The 25,590-nt window shown below is 61.5% G+C and carries 23 protein-coding genes; 9 read left to right on the forward strand and 14 right to left on the reverse strand.

The genetic code is table 11. The features are described 5' to 3' along the window. The first annotated feature begins 1,389 nt into the window (after positions 1 to 1,389). Positions 1,390 to 2,253 carry a DMT family transporter gene (locus IGW04_RS19260; RefSeq protein ID WP_194714720.1) on the forward strand — a complete coding sequence of 288 codons (864 nt, stop codon included), beginning with the start codon at positions 1,390 to 1,392 and terminating at the stop codon, positions 2,251 to 2,253. 401 nt (positions 2,254 to 2,654) lie between these two features. Here the strand turns inward: IGW04_RS19260 and IGW04_RS19265 are convergent, their stop codons facing one another. The 5 genes from IGW04_RS19265 to IGW04_RS19285 all read right to left on the reverse strand — a co-directional run bounded on the left by IGW04_RS19265 (position 2,655) and on the right by IGW04_RS19285 (position 6,735). Beyond that, complete coding sequence (locus tag IGW04_RS19265) at positions 2,655 to 3,161, reverse strand: hypothetical protein (RefSeq protein WP_194714721.1); 507 nt, start codon at positions 3,159 to 3,161, stop codon at positions 2,655 to 2,657. Positions 3,162 to 3,716: 555 nt separating this feature from the next. Continuing rightward, positions 3,717 to 4,406 (reverse strand): hypothetical protein, encoded by a 690-nt coding sequence (locus IGW04_RS19270; protein ID WP_194714722.1) that lies wholly within the window; start codon positions 4,404 to 4,406, stop codon positions 3,717 to 3,719. A 519-nt stretch (positions 4,407 to 4,925) separates the two neighbouring features. Then, entirely contained in the window at positions 4,926 to 5,225 is a 300-nt protein-coding gene (locus tag IGW04_RS19275; RefSeq protein WP_228527219.1) for a hypothetical protein, read from the reverse strand. Between the two features lie 342 nt (positions 5,226 to 5,567). Next, complete coding sequence (locus IGW04_RS19280; RefSeq protein ID WP_228527221.1) at positions 5,568 to 6,047, reverse strand: hypothetical protein; 480 nt, start codon at positions 6,045 to 6,047, stop codon at positions 5,568 to 5,570. 229 nt (positions 6,048 to 6,276) lie between these two features. Beyond that, positions 6,277 to 6,735 (reverse strand): Lrp/AsnC ligand binding domain-containing protein, encoded by a 459-nt coding sequence (locus IGW04_RS19285; protein ID WP_194714725.1) that lies wholly within the window; start codon positions 6,733 to 6,735, stop codon positions 6,277 to 6,279. A 158-nt stretch (positions 6,736 to 6,893) separates the two neighbouring features. On the opposite strand from IGW04_RS19285, the gene putA reads away from it, so the two are divergent. Then, positions 6,894 to 10,595 carry a bifunctional proline dehydrogenase/L-glutamate gamma-semialdehyde dehydrogenase PutA gene (gene putA, locus IGW04_RS19290; RefSeq protein ID WP_194714726.1) on the forward strand — a complete coding sequence of 1,234 codons (3,702 nt, stop codon included), beginning with the start codon at positions 6,894 to 6,896 and terminating at the stop codon, positions 10,593 to 10,595. 1 nt (position 10,596) lies between these two features. Here the strand turns inward: putA and IGW04_RS19295 are convergent, their stop codons facing one another. Continuing rightward, positions 10,597 to 10,980 (reverse strand): GtrA family protein, encoded by a 384-nt coding sequence (locus IGW04_RS19295; RefSeq protein WP_194714727.1) that lies wholly within the window; start codon positions 10,978 to 10,980, stop codon positions 10,597 to 10,599. Beyond that, positions 10,977 to 11,675 carry a class I SAM-dependent methyltransferase gene (locus IGW04_RS19300; RefSeq protein WP_194714728.1) on the reverse strand — a complete coding sequence of 233 codons (699 nt, stop codon included), beginning with the start codon at positions 11,673 to 11,675 and terminating at the stop codon, positions 10,977 to 10,979. The genes IGW04_RS19295 and IGW04_RS19300 overlap by 4 nt, the downstream gene beginning before the upstream one ends. Before the next feature lie 469 nt (positions 11,676 to 12,144). Between IGW04_RS19300 and IGW04_RS19305 the strand changes: the two genes are divergently transcribed. From IGW04_RS19305 to IGW04_RS19325, 5 genes are all read left to right on the forward strand, one after another. Beyond that, on the forward strand, positions 12,145 to 12,567 hold the full coding sequence (locus tag IGW04_RS19305) for a hypothetical protein (RefSeq protein WP_194714729.1): 423 nt from the start codon (positions 12,145 to 12,147) through the stop codon (positions 12,565 to 12,567). 157 nt (positions 12,568 to 12,724) lie between these two features. Continuing rightward, positions 12,725 to 13,420 carry a haloacid dehalogenase type II gene (locus IGW04_RS19310; protein ID WP_194714730.1) on the forward strand — a complete coding sequence of 232 codons (696 nt, stop codon included), beginning with the start codon at positions 12,725 to 12,727 and terminating at the stop codon, positions 13,418 to 13,420. 44 nt (positions 13,421 to 13,464) lie between these two features. Further along, positions 13,465 to 15,690, forward strand: a complete 2,226-nt coding sequence (locus IGW04_RS19315) for a malate synthase G (RefSeq protein WP_194714731.1) — start codon at positions 13,465 to 13,467, stop codon at positions 15,688 to 15,690. A 266-nt stretch (positions 15,691 to 15,956) separates the two neighbouring features. Beyond that, positions 15,957 to 18,404 (forward strand): ATP-binding response regulator, encoded by a 2,448-nt coding sequence (locus tag IGW04_RS19320; protein WP_194714732.1) that lies wholly within the window; start codon positions 15,957 to 15,959, stop codon positions 18,402 to 18,404. A 13-nt stretch (positions 18,405 to 18,417) separates the two neighbouring features. Beyond that, on the forward strand, positions 18,418 to 18,792 hold the full coding sequence (locus tag IGW04_RS19325; RefSeq protein ID WP_194714733.1) for a response regulator transcription factor: 375 nt from the start codon (positions 18,418 to 18,420) through the stop codon (positions 18,790 to 18,792). Between the two features lie 45 nt (positions 18,793 to 18,837). On the opposite strand, the gene IGW04_RS19330 is transcribed toward IGW04_RS19325, so the two are convergent. The 3 genes from IGW04_RS19330 to IGW04_RS19340 all read right to left on the reverse strand — a co-directional run bounded on the left by IGW04_RS19330 (position 18,838) and on the right by IGW04_RS19340 (position 19,919). Next, positions 18,838 to 19,239: a DUF2784 domain-containing protein gene (locus tag IGW04_RS19330; RefSeq protein ID WP_194714734.1), complete on the reverse strand. Its 402-nt coding sequence runs from the start codon at positions 19,237 to 19,239 to the stop codon at positions 18,838 to 18,840. Positions 19,240 to 19,254: 15 nt separating this feature from the next. Continuing rightward, entirely contained in the window at positions 19,255 to 19,578 is a 324-nt protein-coding gene (locus tag IGW04_RS19335) for a hypothetical protein (RefSeq protein ID WP_194714735.1), read from the reverse strand. Positions 19,579 to 19,640: 62 nt separating this feature from the next. Next, entirely contained in the window at positions 19,641 to 19,919 is a 279-nt protein-coding gene (locus IGW04_RS19340) for an SWIB/MDM2 domain-containing protein (RefSeq protein ID WP_194714736.1), read from the reverse strand. 224 nt (positions 19,920 to 20,143) lie between these two features. Between IGW04_RS19340 and IGW04_RS19345 the strand changes: the two genes are divergently transcribed. Beyond that, entirely contained in the window at positions 20,144 to 20,371 is a 228-nt protein-coding gene (locus tag IGW04_RS19345; RefSeq protein ID WP_194714737.1) for a hypothetical protein, read from the forward strand. A gap of 31 nt (positions 20,372 to 20,402) precedes the next feature. On the opposite strand, the gene IGW04_RS19350 is transcribed toward IGW04_RS19345, so the two are convergent. Next, positions 20,403 to 21,275, reverse strand: a complete 873-nt coding sequence (locus IGW04_RS19350; protein WP_194714738.1) for a LysR family transcriptional regulator — start codon at positions 21,273 to 21,275, stop codon at positions 20,403 to 20,405. A gap of 143 nt (positions 21,276 to 21,418) precedes the next feature. Between IGW04_RS19350 and IGW04_RS19355 the strand changes: the two genes are divergently transcribed. Continuing rightward, complete coding sequence (locus IGW04_RS19355) at positions 21,419 to 22,966, forward strand: UxaA family hydrolase (RefSeq protein WP_194714783.1); 1,548 nt, start codon at positions 21,419 to 21,421, stop codon at positions 22,964 to 22,966. A gap of 664 nt (positions 22,967 to 23,630) precedes the next feature. On the opposite strand, the gene arsH is transcribed toward IGW04_RS19355, so the two are convergent. Genes arsH through IGW04_RS19370 form a run of 3 tightly spaced genes read right to left on the reverse strand, consistent with a single transcriptional unit; the run spans position 23,631 to position 25,580 of the window. Further along, on the reverse strand, positions 23,631 to 24,401 hold the full coding sequence (arsH, locus tag IGW04_RS19360; RefSeq protein ID WP_194714739.1) for an arsenical resistance protein ArsH: 771 nt from the start codon (positions 24,399 to 24,401) through the stop codon (positions 23,631 to 23,633). Beyond that, entirely contained in the window at positions 24,394 to 25,083 is a 690-nt protein-coding gene (locus IGW04_RS19365; RefSeq protein ID WP_194714740.1) for an aquaporin, read from the reverse strand. Before IGW04_RS19365 ends, arsH begins: the two co-directional genes overlap by 8 nt. Beyond that, the gene (locus IGW04_RS19370) at positions 25,080 to 25,580 is read right to left on the reverse strand and encodes an arsenate reductase ArsC (protein ID WP_194714741.1); all 501 of its coding nucleotides are present in this window, start codon (positions 25,578 to 25,580) and stop codon (positions 25,080 to 25,082) included. Before IGW04_RS19370 ends, IGW04_RS19365 begins: the two co-directional genes overlap by 4 nt. Positions 25,581 to 25,590 lie beyond the last annotated feature (10 nt).

The following is a 25,590-nucleotide window of genomic DNA, read 5'->3' on the forward strand; positions in this document are numbered from 1 at the left end:
AGGACGCCGGCCTGGTTGAAGTCGCCGATCTGGGACAGGTTGGCATTGAAGCCGCCGCTGATGGCAGCCATTTGTTGCGCGTCGAGGGAAGTGGCGACAGCCAGGTCTTTGATGTTCAGCATGATGAGACTCCTTGAAGGTGGTTGGTTTGGGTTGGTGAGCTTTTGTCTGGGCTCGCTATCCCTATTGCATAGCCCGTGCCAGGTCGCTCAATCGCGGGAAAATCCCTGCTGGCGGGGTAAAACGATGATGGGCTGACATCAAAAGCGGCGTAAAGGCGGGCTGAAGACCCGCTGCCGGTCGTTGTCTGGTCTGGTCCGGACAGACACTTTCATGAGCACTGTCGTGCAGAGCCTTACAGAATGCCTTCCTTCTTGCCAGCCTGACAGCGCTATTTCGGCATTTATTGAAAGCCTGAAAACGCACTGGCCTGGCGGCAGTCGGTTTTCTGCATACAGTGCATGCGGAGTCCCGAACGAGGCCATGCCGTGGAGGTTGACTCGCCAGTTCAACAGGCATGACCAAAGCAGCTTGCAAGACCGTTGCGTTTGCCAGACAAGGCGGTGCCGGCCTTCCGCGAGACTGATCTTGCGCAAACGGTTCCGCATTTGCCAGGCCGATATTGAACGCACTGGAACGCAGGTCCAGCATCGGCAAGGAGTTCGCCATGTACCAGTCAGGCAAGCCAGACAGGGAACAGGTCCGCCAGTGGCTCAGGCATGAAATCGCATTGCACAGGCCGCCGCCGGATCCGCGTGAAATCCGCAGGCAGCTCGGCTGGCGCCAGGCCAGTCGGGATGAAGAGAATGGCAAGCACAGCAGAAGGTAGACATTGCTGATCATTGCTGATGGGTCGCGGCTGCGGGTTGCGCCTGCAGCGCTCGCTACAAGCGGCTTCACGGCACATGGGGTGATCGGCGCGCCCTGACGTCTGGTCAGGAGCCGCCTGGTTCATGGCTGACCAGGTGGATAGATGCGCAGGCTGCACGCTGTCGACACTGCCTTGTCGACACGGTGAGATCGCCACGGGCCTTTTGCGCATGTTTGCGCAAGGCTGCGTGCTCAAAGGCAAGTCCCGAGTCCTTGCACATTCGCCGAGGCCACAAGCACGCCATCATCGCGGCAATGCCGCTCGAATTCCCGCTGGGCTCTTGCCAGACAAAGAAATCCATTGGTTTCGACCTGGACATGATGGATTGAGATCGGGGGCTGATATGACTTATCACCCGCTTGCCGCCGCAAGGTCAGAAATGTGTCGCGTGCTTCATTACCTACTTCATTGCCGGGCGCTACAGCTGATGCAAATTATGCATAACAAGGAAATAACTTCATGTTACCGTCGCTTGTCCCTCAAGGAGGACAGCACATTAAGCGCTAATAGGAGAGGAAATGAACCGGGTGCGAAGCGGGTGGTGGGACGGCATGTTGGGAGTGATCATTTTTAGTGGTTCACTCCCCGCGACGCGTGCTGCGGTAGCGGACTTTGATCCGATTTTTCTCACTGTCGCACGCGCTACCATCGCCGGCCTGCTTGCAGCATGCCTGCTATTTTTCAGAAACGAAAAGCGCCCCAGTCGCAAGCAGTTGTTTTCTTTGGCAATCGTCGCGGGCGGCGTCGTCGTTGGATTCCCACTCTTTACCGCGCTCGCACTAAGACATATAACCGCTGCGCATTCCATCGTTTTTATTGGATTGCTCCCGTTAGCCACCGCGATCTTCGCGGTACTTCGTGGAGGTGAGCGCCCGTCCCTTGGCTTTTGGCTATTTTCTTTTCTGGGCAGTTCTTTGGTGGTGGGATTTGCGCTGGCCCACGGCGTGTCTGCTTCTGCAGTCGGCGATACCCTTATGTTGGCCGCAATTATTATCTGCGGACTGGGCTACGCCGAAGGCGCAGCGTTATCCCGCGCGCTTGGTGGATGGCAAGTCATTTCCTGGGCTTTGGTCATTTCGCTACCCGTCATGTTCCCACTGACGCTGATCGAGATGCCGGTTTCAATGGCAGAGGTAAGCCCGTACGGTTGGATAGGGCTCGCTTATGTTTCGCTGTTCAGCATGTTGATCGGTTTTGTGTTCTGGTACCGCGGGCTGGCACTAGGCGGGACGGCTGCAGTGGGACAACTTCAGTTGCTTCAGCCGTTTTTTGGCCTCGTGCTGGCGGGTACGTTCCTTCATGAACAGATATCAGGCCTCATGATTGCGGTCACAGCGGGGATTGTTCTGTGTGTCGCCGGGGCGAGGAAATTCTCTCGCTAGCTGTACCAGGGAGAACCAGTTCACTCTCGGGCAGGGTAGCGAAAAACGCCCCTTCTTTTCTAGCGGCATCGACAAACCGGCATCGGGGCGCGCAGCAGACTTATTTGCTTTTCTGCAGGCAGTGCTGACGCCTGCTTCGAATTGGCTCTCGTCAGTGCGGCCTCAGCCGCTATTTCGGATCGATAGAGGTTGAGCCGATGCGATAGCTCTGTGAAGGACTGCTGCATGCTATGAGAACGGAAGCGAGGAGAAGTGAAATGGCTAAGCGGTGAATCATGGTGATCTGCCCATGGGACTTGACGTTTGACATGAGCGCCGAGTGAAATGTGATCAGCCACGCCATTCAATTCAGCATGACCGCGATAGTCTCCGGGCAGCTGCTTTCGTTTGCATTCTTTAAGCTAGGGCCTAATATTTCCCCATGCAACCCCGTAGTCGCGTTTCGCTCCGCCGTCGGTCACGTCGACGATTAGAGCGTGGTATTTTTTTTCATCGTGCCGGTAGTGCAATTCATATTTGTGCCCTTTTTTGAAATCATGAAAAATTTTGATCGGCTTCAAGGTGAACACAGATCTGTAAGTCGTTGTGACAATGGTTCCTTTAGGAGGCACCCCTACATTGTCAGATGACGAAGTGGTCGAACTCAATGAGAAAACGACTTGTTGCGGACCCGGCTGTACTTCAAACTCTGTTCCCTTCATCGAGATGTCATTGCCTGTGAGCTTGATGTCTGGTTTATAGCCGGCGATGCTATAAATAGTAGTCTGTCTGTCCACCATCAGGACGGAGACGTCCTCGACGGGAAGTTGTTGTCCCTCATAGGTCTTGATCGGAATGGGGGCAGCGCAGCCCGCTAACACTGAAACGGTGGCTGTGGCGAGAACGAATTTAAGTAACCGGGCTTTCATAGTTTGACTTCATTGAATTAACGAAGGGTGCCAGGCAAAAAATCACGCCGGCGGTAAGTGCAGCAGCTTTTTCTGAGCGGATCAATCCAACTCGATAATTCTTAAAAGAAACATTTTTATTATTGCAGCTTCCTCTGGGCAACGCCAGCAGGAAATGCAAGCCGCAGAAAAATAAAGAAGGCCGACAGAGAACCCGCCGCTTGCGCGCAGCTGCCAATACTTCAGAAAGTCATTTTCGACGATCCCGGCATATGCCTAGCTCGACGGCCCGGCTGCTTATGGCCGACTATCGCGGTTGCTGCAACCGAAAAGGGAGAAACGATTCTACGGCCGGCGGTCAATTCCGCATCGCGAGCGTTCTCTTTGAGACGAGAGACAGATTGCCTGGCATAGGCAGGCCGCAATGTTCCCAGCAATTTGATATGCGGCGTTTTGTGCCATTGATGTTTGAGTTTCGGTCAGCCGCCTCATATCGACTGGCCGAATACTCCGCAGGGAAGCAGCAGGACAATGGCAGGCCGCTGGCGACGTGCCATCAGAAGCATTTTTAACGGCTTATTGATGAAGATTATCCGCTCGAGAGGTATTTCCCTCTTTCATCACGGCATCGCCCATCCCTTCGCCGAGTCTGTAAATGCGTACCCTGAATTCCCCTGCGTTATCCCCCAACGGGTTGTTGATATCGTTCACGGCAAGAAATAGGTAACGGTATTCTCCTGTAGAAGGCGCTCTCGCAATGCCCTTGTCGTTGATTAAGACAAAGCCGTAGGGGAAATCACTGAATGATGTAGGGTAAGCTGAGGCCGAAAAGCCTGCTACAAGTGCGCCATTAGGAGCACCGGGCAAATGCCCACGCAGTTGTTCGCCGAGGGGAAGCAGCGATTTGCGTGAACCGGCAACCGGATCGCTATATATTGGGCCAGCTCGATCGCGAAAATATTGGAATGCGCCGGAATCAGGTGGCGGCGTGACAACTATTGTTCCGTCAGCGAATGTTTTATAGCCTCCGTTAAGTGTAGAAAGGTCGACCACGTCATGAGGCTTGGCTCGAATCAGGAATGATTCGCCTGGAGCAGCGAGTATTCCCGTGGCGTTGAAAAACTGATCGGCTCGTACAGAAAAAAATGGACGATTGGATTCTGATGGCGAAGGCAGGGAATCTGGAGAAGCCGATGCAGTTAAAGGCAACAGCGAGAAAGGGATGACAGCCAGTCCGAGAATTGCCAAAGTCTTGAACTTGCGCATGATGATGCTCCTTTAAAAACACAACCAGATGAGTGCATTCATTGCTTGCGGGTATAAAGGATTCCCTCAGCGGTTACATTGAGGCGCACCGACGGTGCCGATATGCTGTTTGTTATTTGACCAACTGAGGGTGACGATAGTACGCCGCCTTATTGGGTGAGTGAGGTACATCAATCCGCCAGCCATATGCATTGATATGCGTGGCGATCGCGCCTCGCATATTCCGTGGAGGTTGGGGACACCAAGGCGATCAAGCGCCCTGTTCAAGGCGAACAGCGTCGGCTAGGCCTGGTCTGAGGTCAACGTGGACGAGGGCGGTTCAAGTTCATTCGGCGACTTTAAAATGAAGATGAAGAACCGATGCATCTGTGCTGGATGATGATCGCTCCAGACCGACGTGCCTTCCTGATGCGACATCTGCCAAACACAGGCGGGCCAGATCACAGTCGCACAGCCTGCTTCCGATCCTAAGAAAACGGCCCGACACCGTCGGGCCGTGTGCCGCTTCAGCCGACGCAGTCAGCCGAAGTAGATATCCTTCACGTCGCCGGGATGGCGTTGCCGCGCCGCTTCCCTCGCTTCCATGCGAACCTCCTGCCGGGTGCGCTCTCCTTTTGCATAGACCGGGTCCTGGCCGGTGTGCTGCTGCATCACCATCTGGTGCTTGGCATAGGCCTGCGCCATCTGCTGACGCACCTCGGCACGGGTCATCGACGGCCTGAAGCCGGCGTCGGGTGCGACAAACTCGGTCTGGTCTGCATAAGAGGAAGCAGCTGCGGCCAGGAGGGCGGCAGCAGCGATCATGTGTTTGACAGTCATCATCGTCTCCTAAGGTAAGGAACAAGGCTTGTTGACCGGCGTAATGCCCGTGTTGACAACGGCTGCGGCGCTCGAGGCCTGCACAGACACGGATGCCGGGAATCCGAGCCACGCTGTCCCAGCCGGGCTCACGACAGTCATTGCATACCGCGTGCCAGCGCCGCCTGACTGGCAAAACACAGCAGAAAACCCTGAAATCCGACAGTTTTACAATCGGCGCCGGCGCTGTCTTGCATGGTTGTCAAATCTTTGGCAGCTCGGCTGTCTGCCTCGGCCATACAAATCGTTGACGGCTGTTCGCACGGACCGTACTACCGGCCGGCAGGAAAAGAAATAGCTGTTTTATCGATAGCGCAATTGCGGCCTTGATTGCGCTTTCCATTTCGTCATTTCAGGAATGGCATGGGCCACCATCGCATCATATTCATTCTGATGATAATGGGTAACACAATCCGGAATTGGAAAGCCGCGGCATGAACACTTATATTGGAACCATCGAAACAAATCACAAAGTCGAGGCAGAAAATGACCAGTTCCATGATGACCTATTCCGGCGCCGCCATTCCTTCCTTTTTCGCGAAACAAGGCGCTTCCCGCCCCGGCCTGTCGCTGCGTGGATGGCTGAGCATTGCAGCAGGCGCACTGGCGATGGCTTCCTCCGTGCCGTCCACCGGCCGCATCAGCAGCAAGCAGGTTGACCAGCTCCGCAAAGTCGCTGCATCCGTCTGATTGAATGCCAATCAATCCGCTGCGGCGGATTTGATAACCGAGATAATAATGCCAGCCAATCGCTGGCATTTTTTTCGGGCGCCAGATTGCCAATCCCGATAACCGGGCAATGCACGAATGGCGCAAATGGCAATCGGGAATGAAAATCGTCGCTGCTTATTCGGCAAGGCGATTTACGAAAGCATTACCCTGACCTTATTGCGCAGTTGCTTTTAGCTTTTAGCTTTCAGGCCGGTGCTGATAATGTCCGTTTTTTCATGACTACCATCCAGCGCGCACCCGCCTTGCCGCGTAAATGCACGAATTGCATGGTCCGGCGACATCAGCGGACCGGGAAGATGCTCGAGTTCTTCACTTCCTCGATCACGGCATAGGTATGGGTTTCCCGGACGCCCTTGAGCTGCAACAGCGATTTGCCGAGAAAGGTCCGGTAAGCCGCCATGTCCTTCACCCTTACCTTGATCAGGTAATCGAAGCCGCCTGCCACCATGTGGCACTCCAGCACCTCGGGTACCTTGTGGACCGCGCGCTTGAACTCGTCGAACACATCCGGCGTGGTGCGGTCCAGCACCACCTCGATGAAGACCAGCAGCGCCACATCCAGCAGTTCCGGGTTCAGCCTGGCCGTGTAGCCCAGGATATAACCGGCTTCCTGCAGCTTGCGCACCCGCTCCAGGCAGGCCGCGGCGGACAGGTTCACCCGCGATGCCAGTTCGAGGTTGGAGATGCGGCCGTCCTGCTGTAGTTCGGCCAGGATTTTCTTGTTGGTCTTGTCGAGCATGGCATTATCTTGGGTAAATTTAATTTGGCTTTACAATTTTAAGGCAAATTTTCTTAATAATATCTAGCCAAATGCCGGAATTAATATTGGTTTCTTTCTCCTAGAATGACAGGACATGCAGGCGACCCGGCCCGCACCCTGACACCAGGACGATCCCAATGAACAAGCCCGATGCCGTTGCATTCACCCCCGCTGACGCCCTGCCGCCATTTGCCGCGCTGGCAGCGGAGGCGGGGCCCGAGCCGGACGCGCTGCGCCAGGCGCTGCGCGCAGCCTGCCGTCGCGACGAAAGGCATGCGGTGCAGGCCCTGCTGGCCGAAGCGGCGCGGGACGCGGACGTCGCAAGCCAGGCGCAGGCGCTGGCCGCAACACTGGTGCGGAACGTGCGCAGCCGCCGTGCCCGCGCCTCCGGCGTGGATGCGCTGATGCATGAGTTTTCCCTGTCGTCGCAGGAAGGCATCGCGCTGATGTGCCTGGCCGAGGCCCTGCTGCGCATTCCCGACCGGGAAACCGCGGACCGCCTCATTGCCGAGAAGATCAGCCGCGGCGACTGGCAGCGCCACCTGGGCGGCTCGCCCTCCCTGTTCGTCAATGCCGCCACCTGGGCGCTGGTGGTGACCGGCAGGCTGGTGGCGCCGCAGGACGCCAGCCATCGTGGGCTTGGCACGGCGCTGGGCAGGCTGATTGCGCGCGGCGGCGAGCCGCTGATCCGGCGCGGCGTGGACCTTGCGATCCGCATGCTGGGACGCCAGTTCGTCACCGGCCAGACCATAGACGAAGCCCTGGCGCATGGCCGCGCCAACGAGGAACGCGGCTACCGCTATTCCTTTGACATGCTGGGCGAGGCGGCCCTGACGATGGAGGATGCCGACACCTATTACCGCCTGTATGAACAGGCGATCGATGCAATCGGCCGCGCCGGCGCCGGACGGGGCATCCGGCAGGGTCCGGGCATCTCGGTCAAGCTGTCGGCGCTCCATCCGCGCTACAGCGTGGCGCAGCGTGACCGGGTGATGGCCGAGCTGCTGCCGCGCCTGAAGAAGCTGGCGATGCTGGCCAGGCACCATGACATCGGCATCAATATCGATGCCGAGGAAGCCGACCGGCTGGAGCTGTCGCTGGACCTGCTGGAAGCACTGGCCCTCGATCCCGATACCGCCGGCTTCGACGGCATCGGCTTCGTGGTCCAGGCCTACCAGAAGCGTTCCCCCGCGCTGATTGCCTGCATCGTCGACCTGGCCCGGCGCGCCGGCCGCCGGCTGATGGTGCGGCTGGTCAAGGGCGCCTACTGGGACGCGGAAATCAAGCGCGCCCAGGTCGATGGCATGCCCGACTATCCGGTCTATACCCGCAAGGCGCATACCGACCTGTGCTACCTGGTCTGCGCGCAACGGCTGCTGGCGGCAAGCGACGTGATCTATCCGCAGTTCGCAACCCACAATGCGCTGACGCTGGCCACGGTCCATGCGCATGCGCAGCGGCTGGGCGTAACGGACTATGAATTCCAGTGCCTGCACGGCATGGGCGAAACCCTGTATGACCAGGTGGTGGGCATGGACGGCCTGGGCCGCGCCTGCCGCATCTACGCGCCGGTCGGCTCGCACCAGACGCTGCTGGCCTACCTTGTGCGGCGGCTGCTGGAAAACGGCGCGAACACCTCCTTCGTCAACCAGATCGTGGACGAACAGGTGCCGCTCGAGCGGCTGCTGGCCGATCCGGTGCAGGCCGCGGCGCAGTCCGGCGGTACGCCCCATCCGGCGATTTCGCTGCCGGCGGCGCTGTATGGCCCCCGCCGGCGCAATTCCACCGGCATGGACTTCAATGACCGCAACGCGCTGCGCGAGATCGCGCCGGCGCTGCAGGCACTGGGCCAGCGCTTCTGGCACGCCGCGCCGCTGCTGGCGCAGGAGGACCTGGCCGCGGGGGATGCCGGCCTGCCCGTCACCAACCCGGCTGACCGCTCGGACCAGGTTGGCCTGGTGCACGAAACGTCCGAGGCGCAGAGGCAAGCCGCGCTGGCAGCGGCGGCGGAAGAAGCGCCACGCTGGCAGGCAATGACGCCGGCATCCCGCGCTGCGCTGCTGCTGCGCGCGGCCGACTTGCTGGAAGGGGAACGGCTGCCCCTGATGTCGCTGGCGGTGCGCGAAGCCGGCAAGTCGCTGCCGAATGCGCTGGCCGAAATGCGCGAGGCGGTCGATTTCCTGCGTTATTACGCTGTCCAGGCCAGCCAGGCGCCGGCCGCGCCCGCGCTCGGGCCGGTGCTGTGCATCAGCCCGTGGAATTTCCCGCTGGCGATCTTCATCGGCCAGGTCAGCGCCGCGCTGGCCGCAGGCAACGTGGTGCTGGCCAAGCCGGCGGAACAGACGCCGCTGATGGCGCATCTGGCCACCACGCTGCTGCATCAGGCAGGCATACCGCGCGCCGCGCTGCAACTGCTACCCGGCCCCGGCGACACCGTGGGCGCGGCCCTGGTGGCCGATGCGCGCATCCGCGGCGTGCTCTTTACCGGCTCCACCGAGGTGGCTGCGCTGATCAACCGCCAGCTTGCCGGGCGCGGCGCGGCGCAAGGCTGTGCGCCGGCGCTAGTCGCCGAAACCGGCGGCCAGAACGCGATGATCGTCGACTCGTCCGCGCTGCCGGAACAGGTGGTGCAGGACGTGCTGGCATCGGCTTTCGACAGCGCCGGCCAGCGCTGCTCGGCGCTGCGGGTGCTATGCCTGCAGGACGATGTCGCCGACCATGTGCTGGGCATGCTCAGGGGCGCGCTGCGCGAGCTGCGCATCGGCGTGCCGGACCGGCTCGCCACCGACATCGGCCCGGTCATCGATGAGGATGCGCGCCGCGCGCTTACAGACTACATCGACCGCGCCGCCAGCCATGCGCTGGAGATGTTCCAGCTGCCGCTGCCCGACGCCTGCCGGCGCGGCAGCTTCGTTGCGCCCACGGTCATCGTGATCGACGATTTCTCCCGCCTGCAGCATGAGGTCTTCGGGCCGGTGCTGCATGTGCTGCGCTACCGCCGCGACCACCTGCCGCAGTTGCTGGCGCAGATCAATGCCAGCGGCTATGGCCTGACGCTGGGCATCCACTCGCGCATCGATGAAACGGTGGAAGGCATCGCGGGGCGGGCGCATGTGGGCAACATCTATGTGAACCGCAACATGGTTGGCGCGGTGGTCGGCGTGCAGCCCTTCGGTGGCGAAGGCAAGTCCGGCACTGGCCCGAAGGCGGGCGGCCCGCTGTATCTGCGCCGTCTGCAGCACGCGGCCGACAGCGGCATCGCGGCTTCCGACCTGGCCGCGCAGCCGCCCGCGCAAGATGCCGGACTGCAAGCCTTGCAGGATTGGGCGCGAGCCAATGGCGACACGATGCTGATCGCCCTGACCCAGCGCTATGCGCGGGACAGCCTGCTCGGCCGCGCGCTGCACCTGCCGGGCCCGACCGGCGAAAGCAATATCCTGCGCTTCGCCGCCCGCGGATCAGTGCTGTGCGCGGCGCCCGATCGTGCGGCGCTGTTCAACCAATTGGCGGCTGTGCTGGCGACCGGCAATCACGCCTTGATGAGCGCTGCGGCCTGCGCCTTGCTGCCAGCCGGGTTGCCGCAGGCGGTCAGCGCAAGAATCATTATCGTGGCCAATGTCGCCAGCCATCCCGCGATATCGCTGGCCCTGTGCGACCAGGCTTGCTGCGCGGCTCTCTTGCCGGTGCTGGCGGCCCGCGAAGGCGCGCTGACGCCGGTGGCGCAAACCCATGGCAGCGAACCGATTGCCCTGTGGCGGCTGGTGGCCGAGCGCACCGTGTCCGTCAACACCACCGCGGCCGGCGGCAATACCGGCCTGATGACGCTGGAGGGCGCCTGAATTACCCGTCCGTGAAGGCGAAGTAACGGCTCCCGATGTAGGCAACGCCCGTATATACGACTGCTCCCAATATATGCGGCAGAAAACCATCATGGCTGACCAAATCGCGTGTCATGAAAAGAGCAGCAAGGTTTGCCAGGTAGGCCGCCCCGCATACCTGGGCATATCGCCACATGCTCCTCGATACCTTGGCTTCAGAAAGGAAAGTCCACCTTCTGTTCGCGAAAAAACTCCACATGAAACCAACAAGGTAACCGGTGAGATTCGAAGCGAGATCATTGAGTCCTAAAACAGACCAGCAGAAATAAATGATACTAATCCCGAGCAACGTATTGCTGGCGCCAACCAATGCGAACTTGATCAGAGATATTGATAACAAATTCATATATTTCGCGCCACGATAAAGTATTGCGCGCCAAGAGGTAATTTGCGCATGAACTTTTCCAGTGGGCGGGCAAATGACAAGAAACTGGGAAAGAACATTCGGTATACAGCTTCGGCATTTTTCCAGCCGGCCTTGGCTATCCGTTGTTCAAGCGCGCTTGCATGCATTAGCACTGCATGTTCATCGAAAGGGCAGTTGCGAACCGCCGACACGGTAAGCGGATTAACCGGATTATGTTCAAAGATTACCAGCATGCCATTCCTCCTGGTAACGCGCCTGAGCTCAGCAAGCCAGTGCTCATGCTCGGCATGAGAGATATGATGGAACACGCATGCGGAAAAGCAGAGGTCGAAGCTTCCGGCTTCGAACGGCAGTTTGAATTCGTCAATCTCGGCATAGCAGGCAGGAATATTCCTATAGCGCGAGCGGCTGATATCCAGGCTACGGCGGGATACGTCGGCACATGTAATTCTGGCTGAAGGAAAGAAATCGTTGAAATGAGGCAGTGAGTTTCCGATTCCAGAACCGAAGTCGAGGATGGCTTCTGCTTTGATTCCTGCTTTGGCTGTCTCGTGTCTTACGTCCTCTATTTTGTAGCGTGCAAAAAACTCGGGGGATTCTCCAGAAGCTTTTATATTCTTGCTGTGCAGGGCTAGGTACTCATCCGCGATTTGGTCAAATTCGGCTTTATCCATGGATTGATCCGTTATTTCATTGCTAGTTGGTCGATGCTTAATAATTCAACTCGTCAATAAAATGAGGCAATTAAGATGGAAGGATCTGCGCTTGTTAACGATTCGCAGTTGGTAAAAACATCCATGTTTCCCCTTCCCGCAGGTCCAATGCTGATCTATATCAGCCAGGGCCGTTCCGGGATTGAATTTTCGGGACTTTAGAACCGGCTTGCCAACCATGGCGGATAACACTCCGCCTCTACAGCCAGAGCCCCATGGCGAGTCTTGTTGACTCCATGACAAAACACCTTCCTTTTGTACAGTCACGCGAACAAGGCATTTTTGGTCGATATCAACTTAGGGGGCATAACGCGTCACGCTGGTGAGCAAGTTATTCCACGTCCGGAGAAACAGGACCGCATCGGGCACTTTTTGCAGCAGGCAACGTCAAACGAAGCTTGCCAATTAATCAACCCAGAGGAGGAAACCGATGAGCCATGCCCTGACCACTGTCCAGAATGATGAAGCTGACCGTGTGCGCCGCTCCACCGCGCTCGATGTGAACCGCCAGATCGACCGCCAGACCGAAGCCAACATCATGCATTACCTCAACGCCACGCCGGAGGTGATCCGCGAGCGCGTCGAGGAGTTGGACCATGAATGGGACATCGAGCGCATGCTGGAGGTCAACGCATCCACCCTCGCGCTGACCGGCCTGGTGCTGGGCGCCACCGTGAACAAGAAGTGGCTGATCCTGCCCGGCATCGTGCTGCCCTTCCTGCTGCAGCATGGCCTGCGCGGCTGGTGTCCGCCGCTGCCGGTGCTGCGCCACCTCGGCGTGCGCACCCGCGGCGAGATAGACCGTGAGAAATATGCGCTGCTGGCCTCGATCAAGGACCAGCCCGCCACCTGAGCGCGTTCCTGATAGACGGTGCTTCCCGCAGGAACCACCGTCCCCAACGATCCTCTATCTTTAACTGGAACGCACAAGTGAATCGACAAAACATTAGCGCTATTGACTTTTAGATTGGCTATACTCCCCGGACTTCAGCCAACCAAGTCCATCAGCCATGACAGTGCGGGCCATTCTTTTCGACGCATACGGAACCCTGTTCGACGTCTATTCCATCGGCGCGCTGGCTGAGCGCTTCTATCCCGGCAAGGGCGCGCTGCTCGCTGAGCTGTGGCGCGACAAGCAGATCCAGTACAGCCAGCTGCGCACCCTGTGCAGCACCTACAAGCCCTTCTGGGAAATCACGCAGGATGCGCTGGTCTTTGCCTGCCGCAAGCTGGGCCTTGAACTGGACCTGGAAGCGCAGAACACCATGATGGGCCAGTACGCAAAGCTGCAGGCCTTCCCTGAAAACCTGGCCTCGCTGCGGCAGTTGAAGGAAGGCGGCATGAAGATGGCCATCCTTTCCAACGGCAATCCCGAAATGCTGGCAGCCGCCGTGCAGAATGCCGGCATGGACGGCCTGTTCAGCCATGTGCTTTCCGCCGACGCGGTGCGCAAGTTCAAGACTGCGCCGGAAGCCTACCAGCTCGGCACCGACATGCTGGGCATGGCAGCGCGCGACATCCTGTTTGTCTCCAGCAATGGCTGGGACATCTGCGGCGCGAGCTGGTTTGGCTACAAGACATTCTGGGTCAACCGCGCCGGTGCGCCGATGGAAGAGCTGGGCGTCACGCCCAGCGGCCAGGCGCGGCTGCTGTCGGACCTGCCGGCCTTTATCGACGCCGAGGCGCGCCGCGGCGCCAGCCGATGATTTTTCTTTCCCGATTTTAAATAACGACAACACGAGGCTTAACCATGACTGACCGCACTACCTGCCACGGACTGCAGATCGCCACCCCGCTCTACCGCTTCATCGAAGACCGCGTGCTGCCCGGCACCGGCGTCGACAGCGCCGCCTTCTGGCAAGGCTTCGACGCCATCGTGCGCGACCTGGCGCCCAAGAACATCGCGCTGCTGGCCGAACGCGACCGCCTGCAGACCGAGCTGGACAACTGGCACCGCGCCAATCCCGGCCCGCTGAAGGATACCGCTGCCTACCGCGCCTTCCTGGAAAAGATCGGCTACATGAATCCGCAGCCGGACGACTTCACGATCACCACCTCGAACGTCGACGCCGAACTGGCAGTGCAGGCCGGCCCGCAACTGGTGGTGCCCATCCTCAACGCACGCTATGCGCTTAACGCCGCCAATGCGCGCTGGGGCTCGCTGTACGACGCTCTGTATGGCACCGATGCCATCGCCGAGACCGGCGGCGCCACCCGCAGCGGCCCCAACGGCGAAGGCTACAACCCGGTGCGCGGCGCCAAGGTGATCGGCTTTGCGCGCGACTTCCTCGACCGCATCGCGCCGCTGGCCCAGGGCAGCCATCACGACGCCGCCGGCTACACCGTCGATGGCGGCAAGCTGGTCGTGGCGCTGAAAAACGGCGCTGCCACCGGCCTGGCCGACGCATCGAAATTCGTCGGCTATCGCGGCGACGCCGGCGCGCCGACCTCGGTGCTGCTGAAGAACAATGGCCTGCATGTCGACATCATCATCGACCGCAGCACCCCGATCGGCAGCAATGACGCCGCCGGCGTGGCCGACCTCGTGATCGAGGCGGCGCTGTCGACCATCCTCGACCTGGAAGACTCGGTCGCCGCGGTCGATGCCGAGGACAAGGTGCTGGCCTATTCCAACTGGCTGGGCATCCTGCAGGCCAGCCTGTCGGAAACCATCACCAAGGGCGGCAATGCCTTCACCCGCAGCCTGAACCCGGACCGCGAATACACCGCCGGCGCCGGCGCCACCGATGCGAAGGACGGCGTGGTCACGCTGCATGGCCGCTCGCTGCTGTTCCTGCGCAATGTCGGCCACCTGATGACCAACCCGGCCATCCTGTATGACGGCGACAAGGAAATCCCGGAAGGCATCATGGATGCGGTGGTCACCGTGGCGATCGCGCTGCATGACCTGAAGCGCAAGCCCGACCAGAAGATCGGCAACTCGCGCACCGGCTCGGTCTACATCGTCAAGCCCAAGATGCATGGCCCGGCCGAAGTGGCCTTTGCCAGCGAACTGTTCGGCCGCGTCGAGGCGCTGCTGGGCCTGCCGGCCGAGACGGTCAAGCTGGGCATCATGGACGAGGAACGCCGCACCAGCGTCAACCTCAAGGCCTGCATCCGCGAGGCCACCGGCCGCGTGGCCTTCATCAACACCGGCTTCCTGGACCGCACCGGCGACGAGATGCACACCGCCATGCAGGCCGGCCCGATGATGCGCAAGGGCGACATGAAGACCAGCACCTGGCTCACCGCCTACGAGAAGAGCAACGTGCTGATCGGCCTGTCCTGCGGCCTGCGCGGCCGTGCCCAGATCGGCAAGGGCATGTGGGCCATGCCGGACATGATGGCAGCGATGCTGGAGCAGAAGATCAATCATCCCAAGGCCGGCGCCAACACCGCCTGGGTGCCTTCCCCAACCGGCGCCACGCTGCATGCGCTGCATTACCACCAGGTGAACGTGGCCGAGATCCAGCAGCAGCTGGAAAAGACCGCCAATGCCGGCGAGATCGACAGTCTGCGCAATGCGCTGCTGCAGATCCCGGTGGTGGCGGAAGCGAAATGGTCGGCCGAGGAAATCCAGCAGGAGCTGGACAACAATGCACAGGGCATCCTCGGCTATGTGGTGCGCTGGATCGACCAGGGCGTGGGCTGCTCCAAGGTGCCCGACATCCACAACGTCGGCCTGATGGAAGACCGCGCCACGCTGCGCATCTCCAGCCAGCACATTGCGAACTGGCTGCTGCACGGCGTGGTCAACGAGGCGCAGGTCACGGAAACCCTGCAGCGCATGGCGCGCGTGGTGGACGCACAGAACGAGAACGACCCGTTCTACACGCCGATGGCGCCGGACTTCGAGGCTTCCTATGCCTACCGCGCCGCGCGCGACCTGGTGTTCCAGGGCCTGACGCAGCCGAGCGGCTACACCGAGCCGCTGCTGCATGCATGGCGCCTGAAGGTCAAGGCGGCGCGTCGCTAAGGCGCTGCCGACCAGGCCTCATGCAGCGTGCTGCGGCACGCTGCAGACCTGACCCGCTTGCCAGGCTACCCGCCTGCAAGCGGGTTTTTTGTCGAGGATGGCGCGCAGCGTCATCCCCATTGCGTTCCCTTGCCAGATCGCATCAAGCCGTATAATCAATTCCCGGCGCCGTTCCACCCACCCAAAGCTTGTACGCCCCCCACGAATCCCGCGGAGAATGCATGGCAAACTGGCTTAGCGAAATTTCCGAAAAAAGCAGCGCATTCATGCCCCACGGGCATTGTTATCTCTGGATACCCAGCCTGCTGTGGATGCATGTGGTGTCGGATGCGCTGATCGGCATTGCCTATCTCGGCATCTCCTTTGTCCTCTACCTGCTGGTGCGGAAAATCAGGCTGCCCTTCAGCCCGGTGTTCATAGCCTTCGGCCTGTTCATCGGCCTGTGCGGCATCACCCACTTCATGAAGATATGGACGGTATGGCATCCGGACTACCTGCTGGACGGCCTGGTAAAGCTTGCCACCGCGGCCGCATCGGTTGCCACCGCCATCGGCCTGCTGTATATCCGGCCGCAAATCGAGCAAACCGTGGCGGCGGCCCGTCTCTCCGAAGAGCGCCGCGTGGAGCTGGAACGTGCCCACACCGAACTGGAAGCCCTGTACCGCAAGGTGAAGGAGCTCGATGAACTCAAGACCCAGTTCTTTGCCAATGTCTCGCATGAACTGCGCACGCCCCTGACCCTGATGCTGGGTCCGGCCGAGCGCATGCGCGAAGATGCCGGCCTGAACCAGCAGCAGCGCCATGAACTTGACCTGATCACCCGCAATGGCCGCAGCCTGCTGCGCCATGTCAACGACCTGCTGGACATCACCAAGCTGGAATCGCGTGAAATGCAACCGCATCGGACAAGGGTAGAACTGCAGCCATGGATCGAACAACTCGCGGCGCAGTTCGAGCCGATTGCCAGGCAGCGGCAATTGCGCTTCGATGTGGTGGCCGATGAAGCCATGCTGATCGAAGCCGATGCCGACATGATCGAGCGCGTCGTCATCAACCTGTTGTCGAATGCATTCAAGTTCACGCCAATAGGCGGCGAAGTGATCCTGCGGCTCGCGCGCGACGCCGGCCATCTGCTGCTCACCGTGGACGACAGCGGCCCCGGCATCGCCGAAGAAGCGCGCGAACTGGTCTTTGAACGCTTCCGCCAGGCCGATGGCAGCATCACCCGGCAATACGGCGGCACCGGGCTCGGCCTGGCCATCGTGAAAGACCTGGTCGGGCTGCATGGCGGCTCGGTGAAGGTTGATGCCAGTCCTGCCGGCGGCGCCCGCCTTACGGTGCAACTGCCGCTGAGCGCCAATGCCAATGCCGCCGTGCGGAATGCCCCACCCGCAGCCAGCCCCGCCACCCGGCTGGCGCTGTCGGCCATGCTGGAGGAGCTGGAGGAGCTGGGCCCGGCCGCAGCGGTCGAGCAGCCCGACGCGCCGCGTCCGCAGCGGCCATCGGTGCTGGTGGTGGAAGACAACCAGGACATGCGCCGCTTCCTGGCCGACACGCTGGCGCAGCACTACAACGTGGTCACCGCCGCGGACGGCCAGGAAGGCTATGAGCGCTTCCGGAAGCTGCAGCCCGATCTGGTCGTCAGCGACATCATGATGCCCCTGATGAGCGGCGAGCAGCTGGTGAAGGCCATACGCGGCAGCGGCGACACGCCCGCCGCCACGCCCATCCTGCTGCTCAGCGCCAAGGCCGGTGATGACCTGCGGGTAAGGCTGCTGCGCGGTGGCGCGCAGGACTACCTGACCAAGCCCTTCCTGCCGCAGGAACTGCTGGCGCGCGCAGCAAACCTGGTAGCAACCAAGCGTGCAGGCGACCAGCTGCGCGGCGCGCTGGCCAGCGCCTCGCTGGACATCGAGGCGCTGGCATCGGAGCTGGTGACGCGGCACAGGCAACTCGAAGCCACGCGCGATGCGGCCGAGGTGGCGCGTGAACAGGCTGAACGCGCAAACCGGGTCAAGGGACTGTTTCTCGGCATGGTCTCGCACGAATTGCGTACGCCGATCGCCACCATCGACATGAATGTGCAGTTGCTGGAACGCAGCGGCGGCCTGCCCGACCCTGCCGCCACCCGCCTGCAACGCATGGCGCGCGCGACGCGCCAACTGGCCGGGCTGGTGGAAAGCCTGCTTGAACACACCCGCCTGGAAAGCGGGAAAATCGAGGCGCGTCCGGAGTCGCTCGATGTCGCGGCGATCGTGCATGAAGTGCTGGCCGCGCATGCCGACCAGGTTTCCGGCGCAGTGACGCTGTCGCTTGAGCCGCAGCAGACAGACCTGCCGCCCCTTGTCAGCGATGCCCGACTGCTGCGCATCGTCCTGGCCAACCTGATATCCAATGCCCTGAAATTCACCAGCCAAGGTGCTGTAACGGTCCGATTGATGATGGAACGTGACGCACACGTGTTTGAAGTGACTGATACCGGGCAGGGCATTGACGAAGCTGATACAGCGCGGATCTTCCAGCCGTTCGAACGGCTCGAGCCGGTGCAGCACAAGAGTCTGCCCGGCGTTGGCCTGGGCCTGGCCCTGGTGGACCAGATCGTGCGGGCTCTGGGAGGCAGCATCACGGTGAGTTCCCGCCTGGGACTGGGCAGCCGCTTCCGCGTGCGCCTGCCCAGCCACGGCGTCCGTGAAACATTAACGCAACCGACATGAAACGGAGAGACGGATGCCATGCAAGCACATCGTTGTGATTGAAGATGACACCGACTTGCGCGAGACGATGAAGGATCTTCTCGAGATGGAGGGTTTCCGCGTCTTTACCGCCAGCAATGGCAGGGAAGGCTTGCGCCAGATCGAGCAGAATGGCCAGCCCTGCCTCATTCTGCTGGATCTGATGATGCCGGTGATGAACGGCTGGGAGTTCCTGGAAACCTTGCGCCGAAAGCACACAGCGCCGCTGGCGCAAACGCCGGTGGCGGTGGTGTCGGCCGCGGCCGATATCGCCGATGTCGAGCGCGATTACGGCTGCAGCGTGTTGAAGAAGCCGGTCAGCCTGGAAAGCCTGTTCGCCCTTGCGCATGCGCATTGCGATCTGTGCTAGATCACCTTCGGATAAGCGACCGGGAATTCGCTCTTCAACAGCCTGCTAGCCGCCGCCAGCATCCCGCCGCACCGGCGGATAACGCCACCATGCCAGCGTGACCAGCGCGCCGAAGACGCTGTAGGCCAGCACGAAAATCCAGGCAGGCAGCCGATAGTAAAGGAGCCTGCCGAGCCAGTAGGCGATGAAGCCGTCTGCATGGCTGCCCGTTTCACCCGGGCCGCGCAGCCAGACTTCCAGCGTGGTCAATGGACAGTCCAGGCCCAGCCAGGCTTGCCCGACCACGATGCCGATCCCCGCAAGATGCGCCAGCCGGAACCACCAGCCATTGACCCAGCGCCAGCCCGCCTGGTTGCCGGCGAAAATCAGCACCAGCCCGCCGACGATGAACAGTACCACCGCGGCATGCAGGGTCAGCACGATGTCGGCAAGAAGGGAATGAGACATGGACGCCAAGCACCATCAGGCCGGCGCGGCGAGACTGTCGTACCAGTCGCGGTAAGGAGAATTTTTGACCAGGTGCCGGTTGTAATCGGGCGCGTCATCGGTCCACCAGACGGGGCCGCGCTCGCCCAGCGCTATTTTGGCCGCATCGACCTGCGCTCTCGCAGCATGTAACGCGTCCGCGTCGTCGGCACGCAGCGCCACACCCACGGCCCGGCGCGCGCGCATGAGCTCACGGGTGAGAGCGCTGCGGCGCTCTGGCGGCAATGCCGGATTGCTGGTACGCCAGAGCCTGCCGCGCACCACGAAGTAACGCCCATCGGGCGTGACGGGATATTTCATGCAGCCTCTTGTGAAGGCCGGGCCGCCTGCCGCGCGGAGCGCGGCACAGCGGCGGCAGTGCCTCAGGCCTTCAGATGTGCCGAGATCAGCTTGGTCATTTCAAACATGGAGACCTGCTTCTTGCCTTCGAAGACAGCTTCCAGCTTGGCGTCGGCATTGATCATGCGACGGTTGGCCGCATCCTGCAGATCATGCTTCTTGATGTAGTCCCACACTTTCTTGGTGACTTCGGTGCGCGGCATCGGCTCGGCGCCGACCACTTCAGCCAACACCTTCGAAGGCGTCACGGGCTTCATGAACGCCGCGTTTGGCTTGCTCTCTTTTTTTGCTGCTGTTGCCATGAATTACTCCAAAGTTCAGTCATATAAAAGCGCAAAACCCCGCATGCAATGGATCAGGCGGGGTTTTGCGCTTCAAGCGCCGGAAAAGCCGGAACGTCGCGAATTCTATCCTACTTCCTCCGGGCTGCATAACCGCCAGGGAGTGGCCCACCTTTGAAGGATATCAACACCGCTGCGGCATGGCCGCTACACTGGCGTCCAAGTTCACGAATGAGGGAAAAGCGATGACATCCATCGATGCATTTGTCAGAAAGCAGAAACCGGGCGCGCAGTTCGTTGTCAGCGCGCAGATGCTGCGCATGAAACCGCAGGAATTCGACACGCTGGCACAACAATGGCTGGATGATGGAGGGCCGGGCTTCAATGTCACCGGCGTGCCGCACCGCGTCGTGGTGGACGGGCAATTCCTGATCAGCCGCGTCACCGTGATCCGTACCAGCGCCGTAGTCTGAACGCATTCCACAGCGACTTGCTTGCTCTCGTTCAGTCGGCCTTCAGCATCGCCAGGAAGGCCGCGGCGGCGATCGAATCCTGCCGGCCGCGCTGGCGCACGATGCAGATGTGACGCCGGAACGCCGGGTCGGACAGCGGGATCTTCACCACGTCCGCGTTCTGGAAATGAAACATCGCCACCGCCGGCACAATCGCAATGCCGACGCCGCTGGCAACCAGCCCGGCAGCGGTTGCCATGGTCGATACTTCCATCGCCGTTTTCAGCCGCTGCGGGAACATCACCGCGTCGATCTGCTGCCGGATGCTGCTGTACCGGTCCTGCTGCACCAGCGGGTAATCCAGCAGATCGGTGCCATGGACCGCCGGCCTGCCCGCCAGCGGATGGCCCGGCGGGCACACCACGAAAAAGCAATCCGGCCATGCCGGCTCGGCCTCGAACTCGGTCGACGGCAACGCGGCCGTCAGCGCGAAGTCGACCTGGCCGCGCCGCAGCAGGTCCAGGCAGTCATCGGCAGTCACGTCCCGCAGCGCCAGTTCCAGCTGTGGATGGCGCGCTCTGAACCGGGCAATCACCGGCGGCAGCCGCCAGGCTGCGATCGAAGGCAGCGCTGCAACCGCGACCCGGCCGGTGCGCAATGCGGTGTAGTCGCGCATCTCGGCCAGCGCGCTATCGAACTCTGCCAGCAGCCGCGTGGCGGACCTGGCGAAGGCGCCGCCTTCCACCGTCAGTTCGACGCGCCGGGTACCGCGGTCGAACAGCCGCACGCCCAGGTTTTGTTCGAGGCTGCGGATCAGCATGCTGAACGCGGGCTGCGACAGATGGGCAGCTTCCGCGGCGCGTGTGAAATTCTTCTTTTCGGCAAGCGCCAGAAACGCCTTGAGGTGGCGGGTTGAAATGTCCATGGCTTGTCAGGTCGGCGACTGATTGATTTGGCATTCGAATAGGTTCATCAGAATTATCAATTTTTATTTCGGATCGTGCTGGCAAATAATCGGCATCGCGGCCAGCGGATATCCGCATGGCCATGCCTGACCCGGAGAGAAAGATGATAGAAACCTCGCAAAAGCAATTCCTCGGCCCCGTGATCCGCCTGCATCCGGGCGACAACGTCGTGGTCGCGCGTACCGACATCGGCATAGGCATGGAAGTGCCGGCGGAGCGTTTCGTCAGCCGCAGCCAGGTGCCGGCCGGCTACAAGATCGCCTCGCGCCCGATCCGCAAGGATGAGCCGATACGCAAGTACAACGTGGTGGTGGGCTTTGCGGCCATCGACATCCCGGCCGGCACGCTGGTCCATGGCCACAACACCGAGTTCCGCGAATTCCAGCGCGATTATGCGCATGCATCCGAGTTCGCGCCCGTCGACTACCTTCCCGAAGGCCAGCGCGCGACTTTCCAGGGCATCGTGCGCGCCGATGGCCGCGTCGCCACGCGCAACTACATCGGCATCCTGTCCACCGTCAATTGCTCGGCCACCGCGGTGCGCCGCATTGCCGACTGGTTCACGCCGGAGCGGCTGGCCGACTATTCGAATGTCGATGGCGTGGTGGCCTTCAGCCACTCACTGGGTTGCGGCATGGAAATGACGGGCGAGCCGATGGCGCTGCTGCGGCGGACCATGGCCGGCTATGCGCGCCACGCCAACCTGGCGGCAGTGCTGGTGGTGGGCCTGGGCTGCGAGCGCAACCAGTTGAACGGCCTGCTGGCGGACGAGCGGCTGGAAGCCGGCCCGCTGCTGCGCACCTTCGTCATGCAGGACACCGGCGGCACCAGGAAGACCATCGAAGCCGGCGTGGCGGCGGTCCGGGAACTGCTGCCGGCAGCCAACCGGGTACAGCGCCAGACCGTCTCGGCCAGCCACCTGTGCGTGGGCCTGCAGTGCGGCGGCTCGGACGGCTTTTCCTCGATCACGGCGAATCCGGCGCTGGGTTCGGCGGTGGATCTTCTGGCGCGCCATGGCGGCACCGCCATCCTGTCCGAAACGCCCGAGATCTATGGCGTGGAACACACCCTGACCCGGCGTTCGGCCAACCGCGAGGTTGGCGAACAGCTGCTTGAGCGCATCCGCTGGTGGAAGGATGTCTATTCGGTCGGGCGCGACGTGCAGATCAACGGCCAGGTCAGCCCCGGCAACCAGGCCGGCGGGCTGGCGAACATCTTCGAAAAGTCGCTGGGCTCATCGATGAAGGGCGGCACCGGCCCGCTGATGGCGGTCTATCGTTATGCCGAGCCGGTAACGGCCAAGGGCCTGGTATTCATGGACACGCCGGGTTATGACCCGGTATCGGCCACGGGCCAGATCGCCGGCGGCGCCAACCTGATCGCCTTCACCACCGGCCGCGGCTCGATGTTTGGCGCCAAGCCGGTGCCTTCGATCAAGCTGGCGACGAACACGCCGATGTATCAGCGGCTGGAGGAAGACATGGACATCAACTGCGGCGAGATCCTGGACGGTTCGATGTCGATCGAGGCGATGGGGGAAAGGATCTTTGAACTGATGCTGCGCACGGCGTCCGGCGAGGCCAGCAAGAGTGAATTGCTGGGCCTGGGGGACAACGAGTTCGTGCCCTGGCAGATCGGGATCATGAGTTAGGGGGTGGAGGCCAGGGCGTAGCGCACGCCGGGGCCTTGGCTGCGGGCATTGCTGGTCACAACCTTGTTGAACGGGGAAGCCTGGATTACGCGCGGCGGGCTAGCGCATTTCCAGCCTGACTGGCATCCACCGGCCAAGCAGGATTGCCTTTGGAAGAGTCGCCCGAGGCTTAGTAGGGTGCAATACCCGAAGGGCATTGCACGCGGCCGCATACCGCAAAGACCATCTCAAGGACCTTCGCTGGTCCACGTATGGTGGAATGCCCCTTCGGGGTATTCCACCCTACAGCATCAGGGGTATGTGCAGGATGCAGGGTGCGCCGCGCCTAAACCTGCGGCATGAGGCTAGTCTGGCCAAATTCGCTCTAATGGATAACGGCTGGAGCCATTGCGGTTGCGGTTGACGTACGCGCATCGACAGTGCCGTCGATGCCTGAAGCGGGGTGCGGCTAAACTTGCTACGCTGCGCGGCGCTCTGACAGACGCCGCACCTTATCCGCTTCAGGCATCGCCGTCATGGCGCGATCAACGGGACTTAACAGCAACGGCAACTTCAAAAGCAACTGCAACTGCTCCCGCTCCTGCTCCTGCTCCTGCCCGTTCAACTTCCCCAAGCCCCTGCGCCAACCACGCACCAGCCCGCCGGCAAGGCCAAAACCCCCATACTATTCCAGGTCATCCCTGGTCTCGTCCGCCACTGTCTCATGCCGCATCGCCGCTGCAGCCAGCGCATGCGCCGTCACCGGCATGGCTTCCTTGCGTTCGCTGTATCTGCTGGTCAGGTAATCCGAACGGTCGCGTACCAGCAACGTAAATTTGTACAGCTCTTCCATCACGTCCACCAGCCGGTCATAGTAGGCCGAAGGCTTCATCCGGCCGCTGTCATCGAATTCCTGATAGGCCTTGGCCACCGAGGACTGATTCGGGATCGTGACCATCCGCATCCAGCGGCCGAGCACCCGCAATTGGTTCACCGCATTGAACGATTGGGAACCGCCGCATACCTGCATCAGCGCAAGCGCGCGGCCCTGGGTCGGCCGGATGCTGCCGATCTCCAGCGGCAGCCAGTCGATCTGCGACTTGAAGATCCCGGTCATCGCTCCATGGCGCTCCGGGCTGCACCAGACCTGGCCTTCGGACCACGCCGACAGCGTGCGCAGCTCCTGCACTTTCGGATGGTCGGGCGTGACGCTGTCCACCATGGGCAGGCCGTGCGGATCGAATACCCTGGTCTCGGCGCCGAAATGCCGCAGCAGCCGTTCTGCTTCCAGGGTCAGCAGGCGGCTGTAGGACTGCGGCCTGAGCGAGCCGTACAGCAGCAGGATGCGCGGCGGGTGGCTGAAGGCTGGCGCCGGCGCCGGCGCTAGCTTGTCCAGGGTGGGCAGATCCAGATGCGGGCCACTGATGTTGGGCAGGTTCGACAGGTCGCTATTCATGTTGATGTCCGGGGGTGACTGGCTGCCCCTGCGCGGAAAACAGCCATTTGAAGGTGATGACCGCCGCGGCGGCGCCCAGCAATTGCGCCGCGATGAAACCCGGCGTGTCCTGCGCACGGATGCCGGCAAAGGTATCCGAGGCGGCGCGCGCCAGGGTGACGGCGGGATTGGCGAAGGAAGTCGAGGCAGTGAACCAGTAGGCCGCCGTGATATACGCAGCCACGGCGAACGGCGTGACCGCCGGCCTGGTGCGCGAGCAGCTGATGATCACGGCAAGCAGCCCGAAGGTGGCGATGAATTCGCTCCACCACTGCGCCGGCCCGGTGCGGGCATGCTGTGAAGCGAAGAACAGGGCCTCCCCGAACATGCCGTGGGCGGCCGCCACGCCGGCAAAGGCGCCGCCAATCTGCGCGGCGACATACAGCAGCGCATGCGGCCAGTGGATATGGCCGAAGTACACATCGCCCAGGGTCACGGCGGGGTTGAAATGGGCGCCTGAAACAGGGCCGAAGGTCAGGATCAGCGCAATCAGTCCGGCACCCGTTGCCAGCGTATTGCCCATCAACGCCACGGCGACATTGCCGCCTGCAAGGCGCTCGCCCATGATGCCCGAGCCGATGACGACCGCCAGCAGAAACGCCGTGCCGAGGAATTCGCCAACCAGCCTGCGCGACAACGTCATACCGGGCTCGCGCCTATCCTGGCGAGTTTCTGCCTGATGGCCGGCGTGTCCAGCAGATCTGGTGGCAGGGAGAGGAATGCCTCCATCCTCTGCCGGATCTGCCCATATACCTTGGCGAAGGCAGCACGCTTCTCCGCATCGCTGCCTTCCACCGCCGCCGGGTCTTCGAAGCCCCAGTGCGCGGTCGCCGGATGGCCCGGCCAGTACGGACAGGCCTCGCCGGCGGCGTTGTCGCATACCGTGATGATGAAGTCCATGTGCGGCGCATCCGGCCCGGCAAACTCGTCCCAGCTCTTGCTGCGTAGCCTGTCGACTGGATAACCGGCTTTCTCCACCAGTTCCATCGCATGCGGATTGACCTTGCCGCCGGGCCGGCTGCCGGCGCTATAGCCCTGGAAGCGGCCCCGGCCCAGGGTCGTGACCAGCGCTTCGGCCATGATGCTGCGGGCTGAATTGCCGGTGCACAGGAAAAGGACGTTATGGATTTTTTCAGACATGATGGCGCCA

This window comes from Noviherbaspirillum soli (assembly GCF_015352955.1).
GTDB classification, from domain to species: domain Bacteria; phylum Pseudomonadota; class Gammaproteobacteria; order Burkholderiales; family Burkholderiaceae_D; genus Noviherbaspirillum_A; species Noviherbaspirillum_A soli.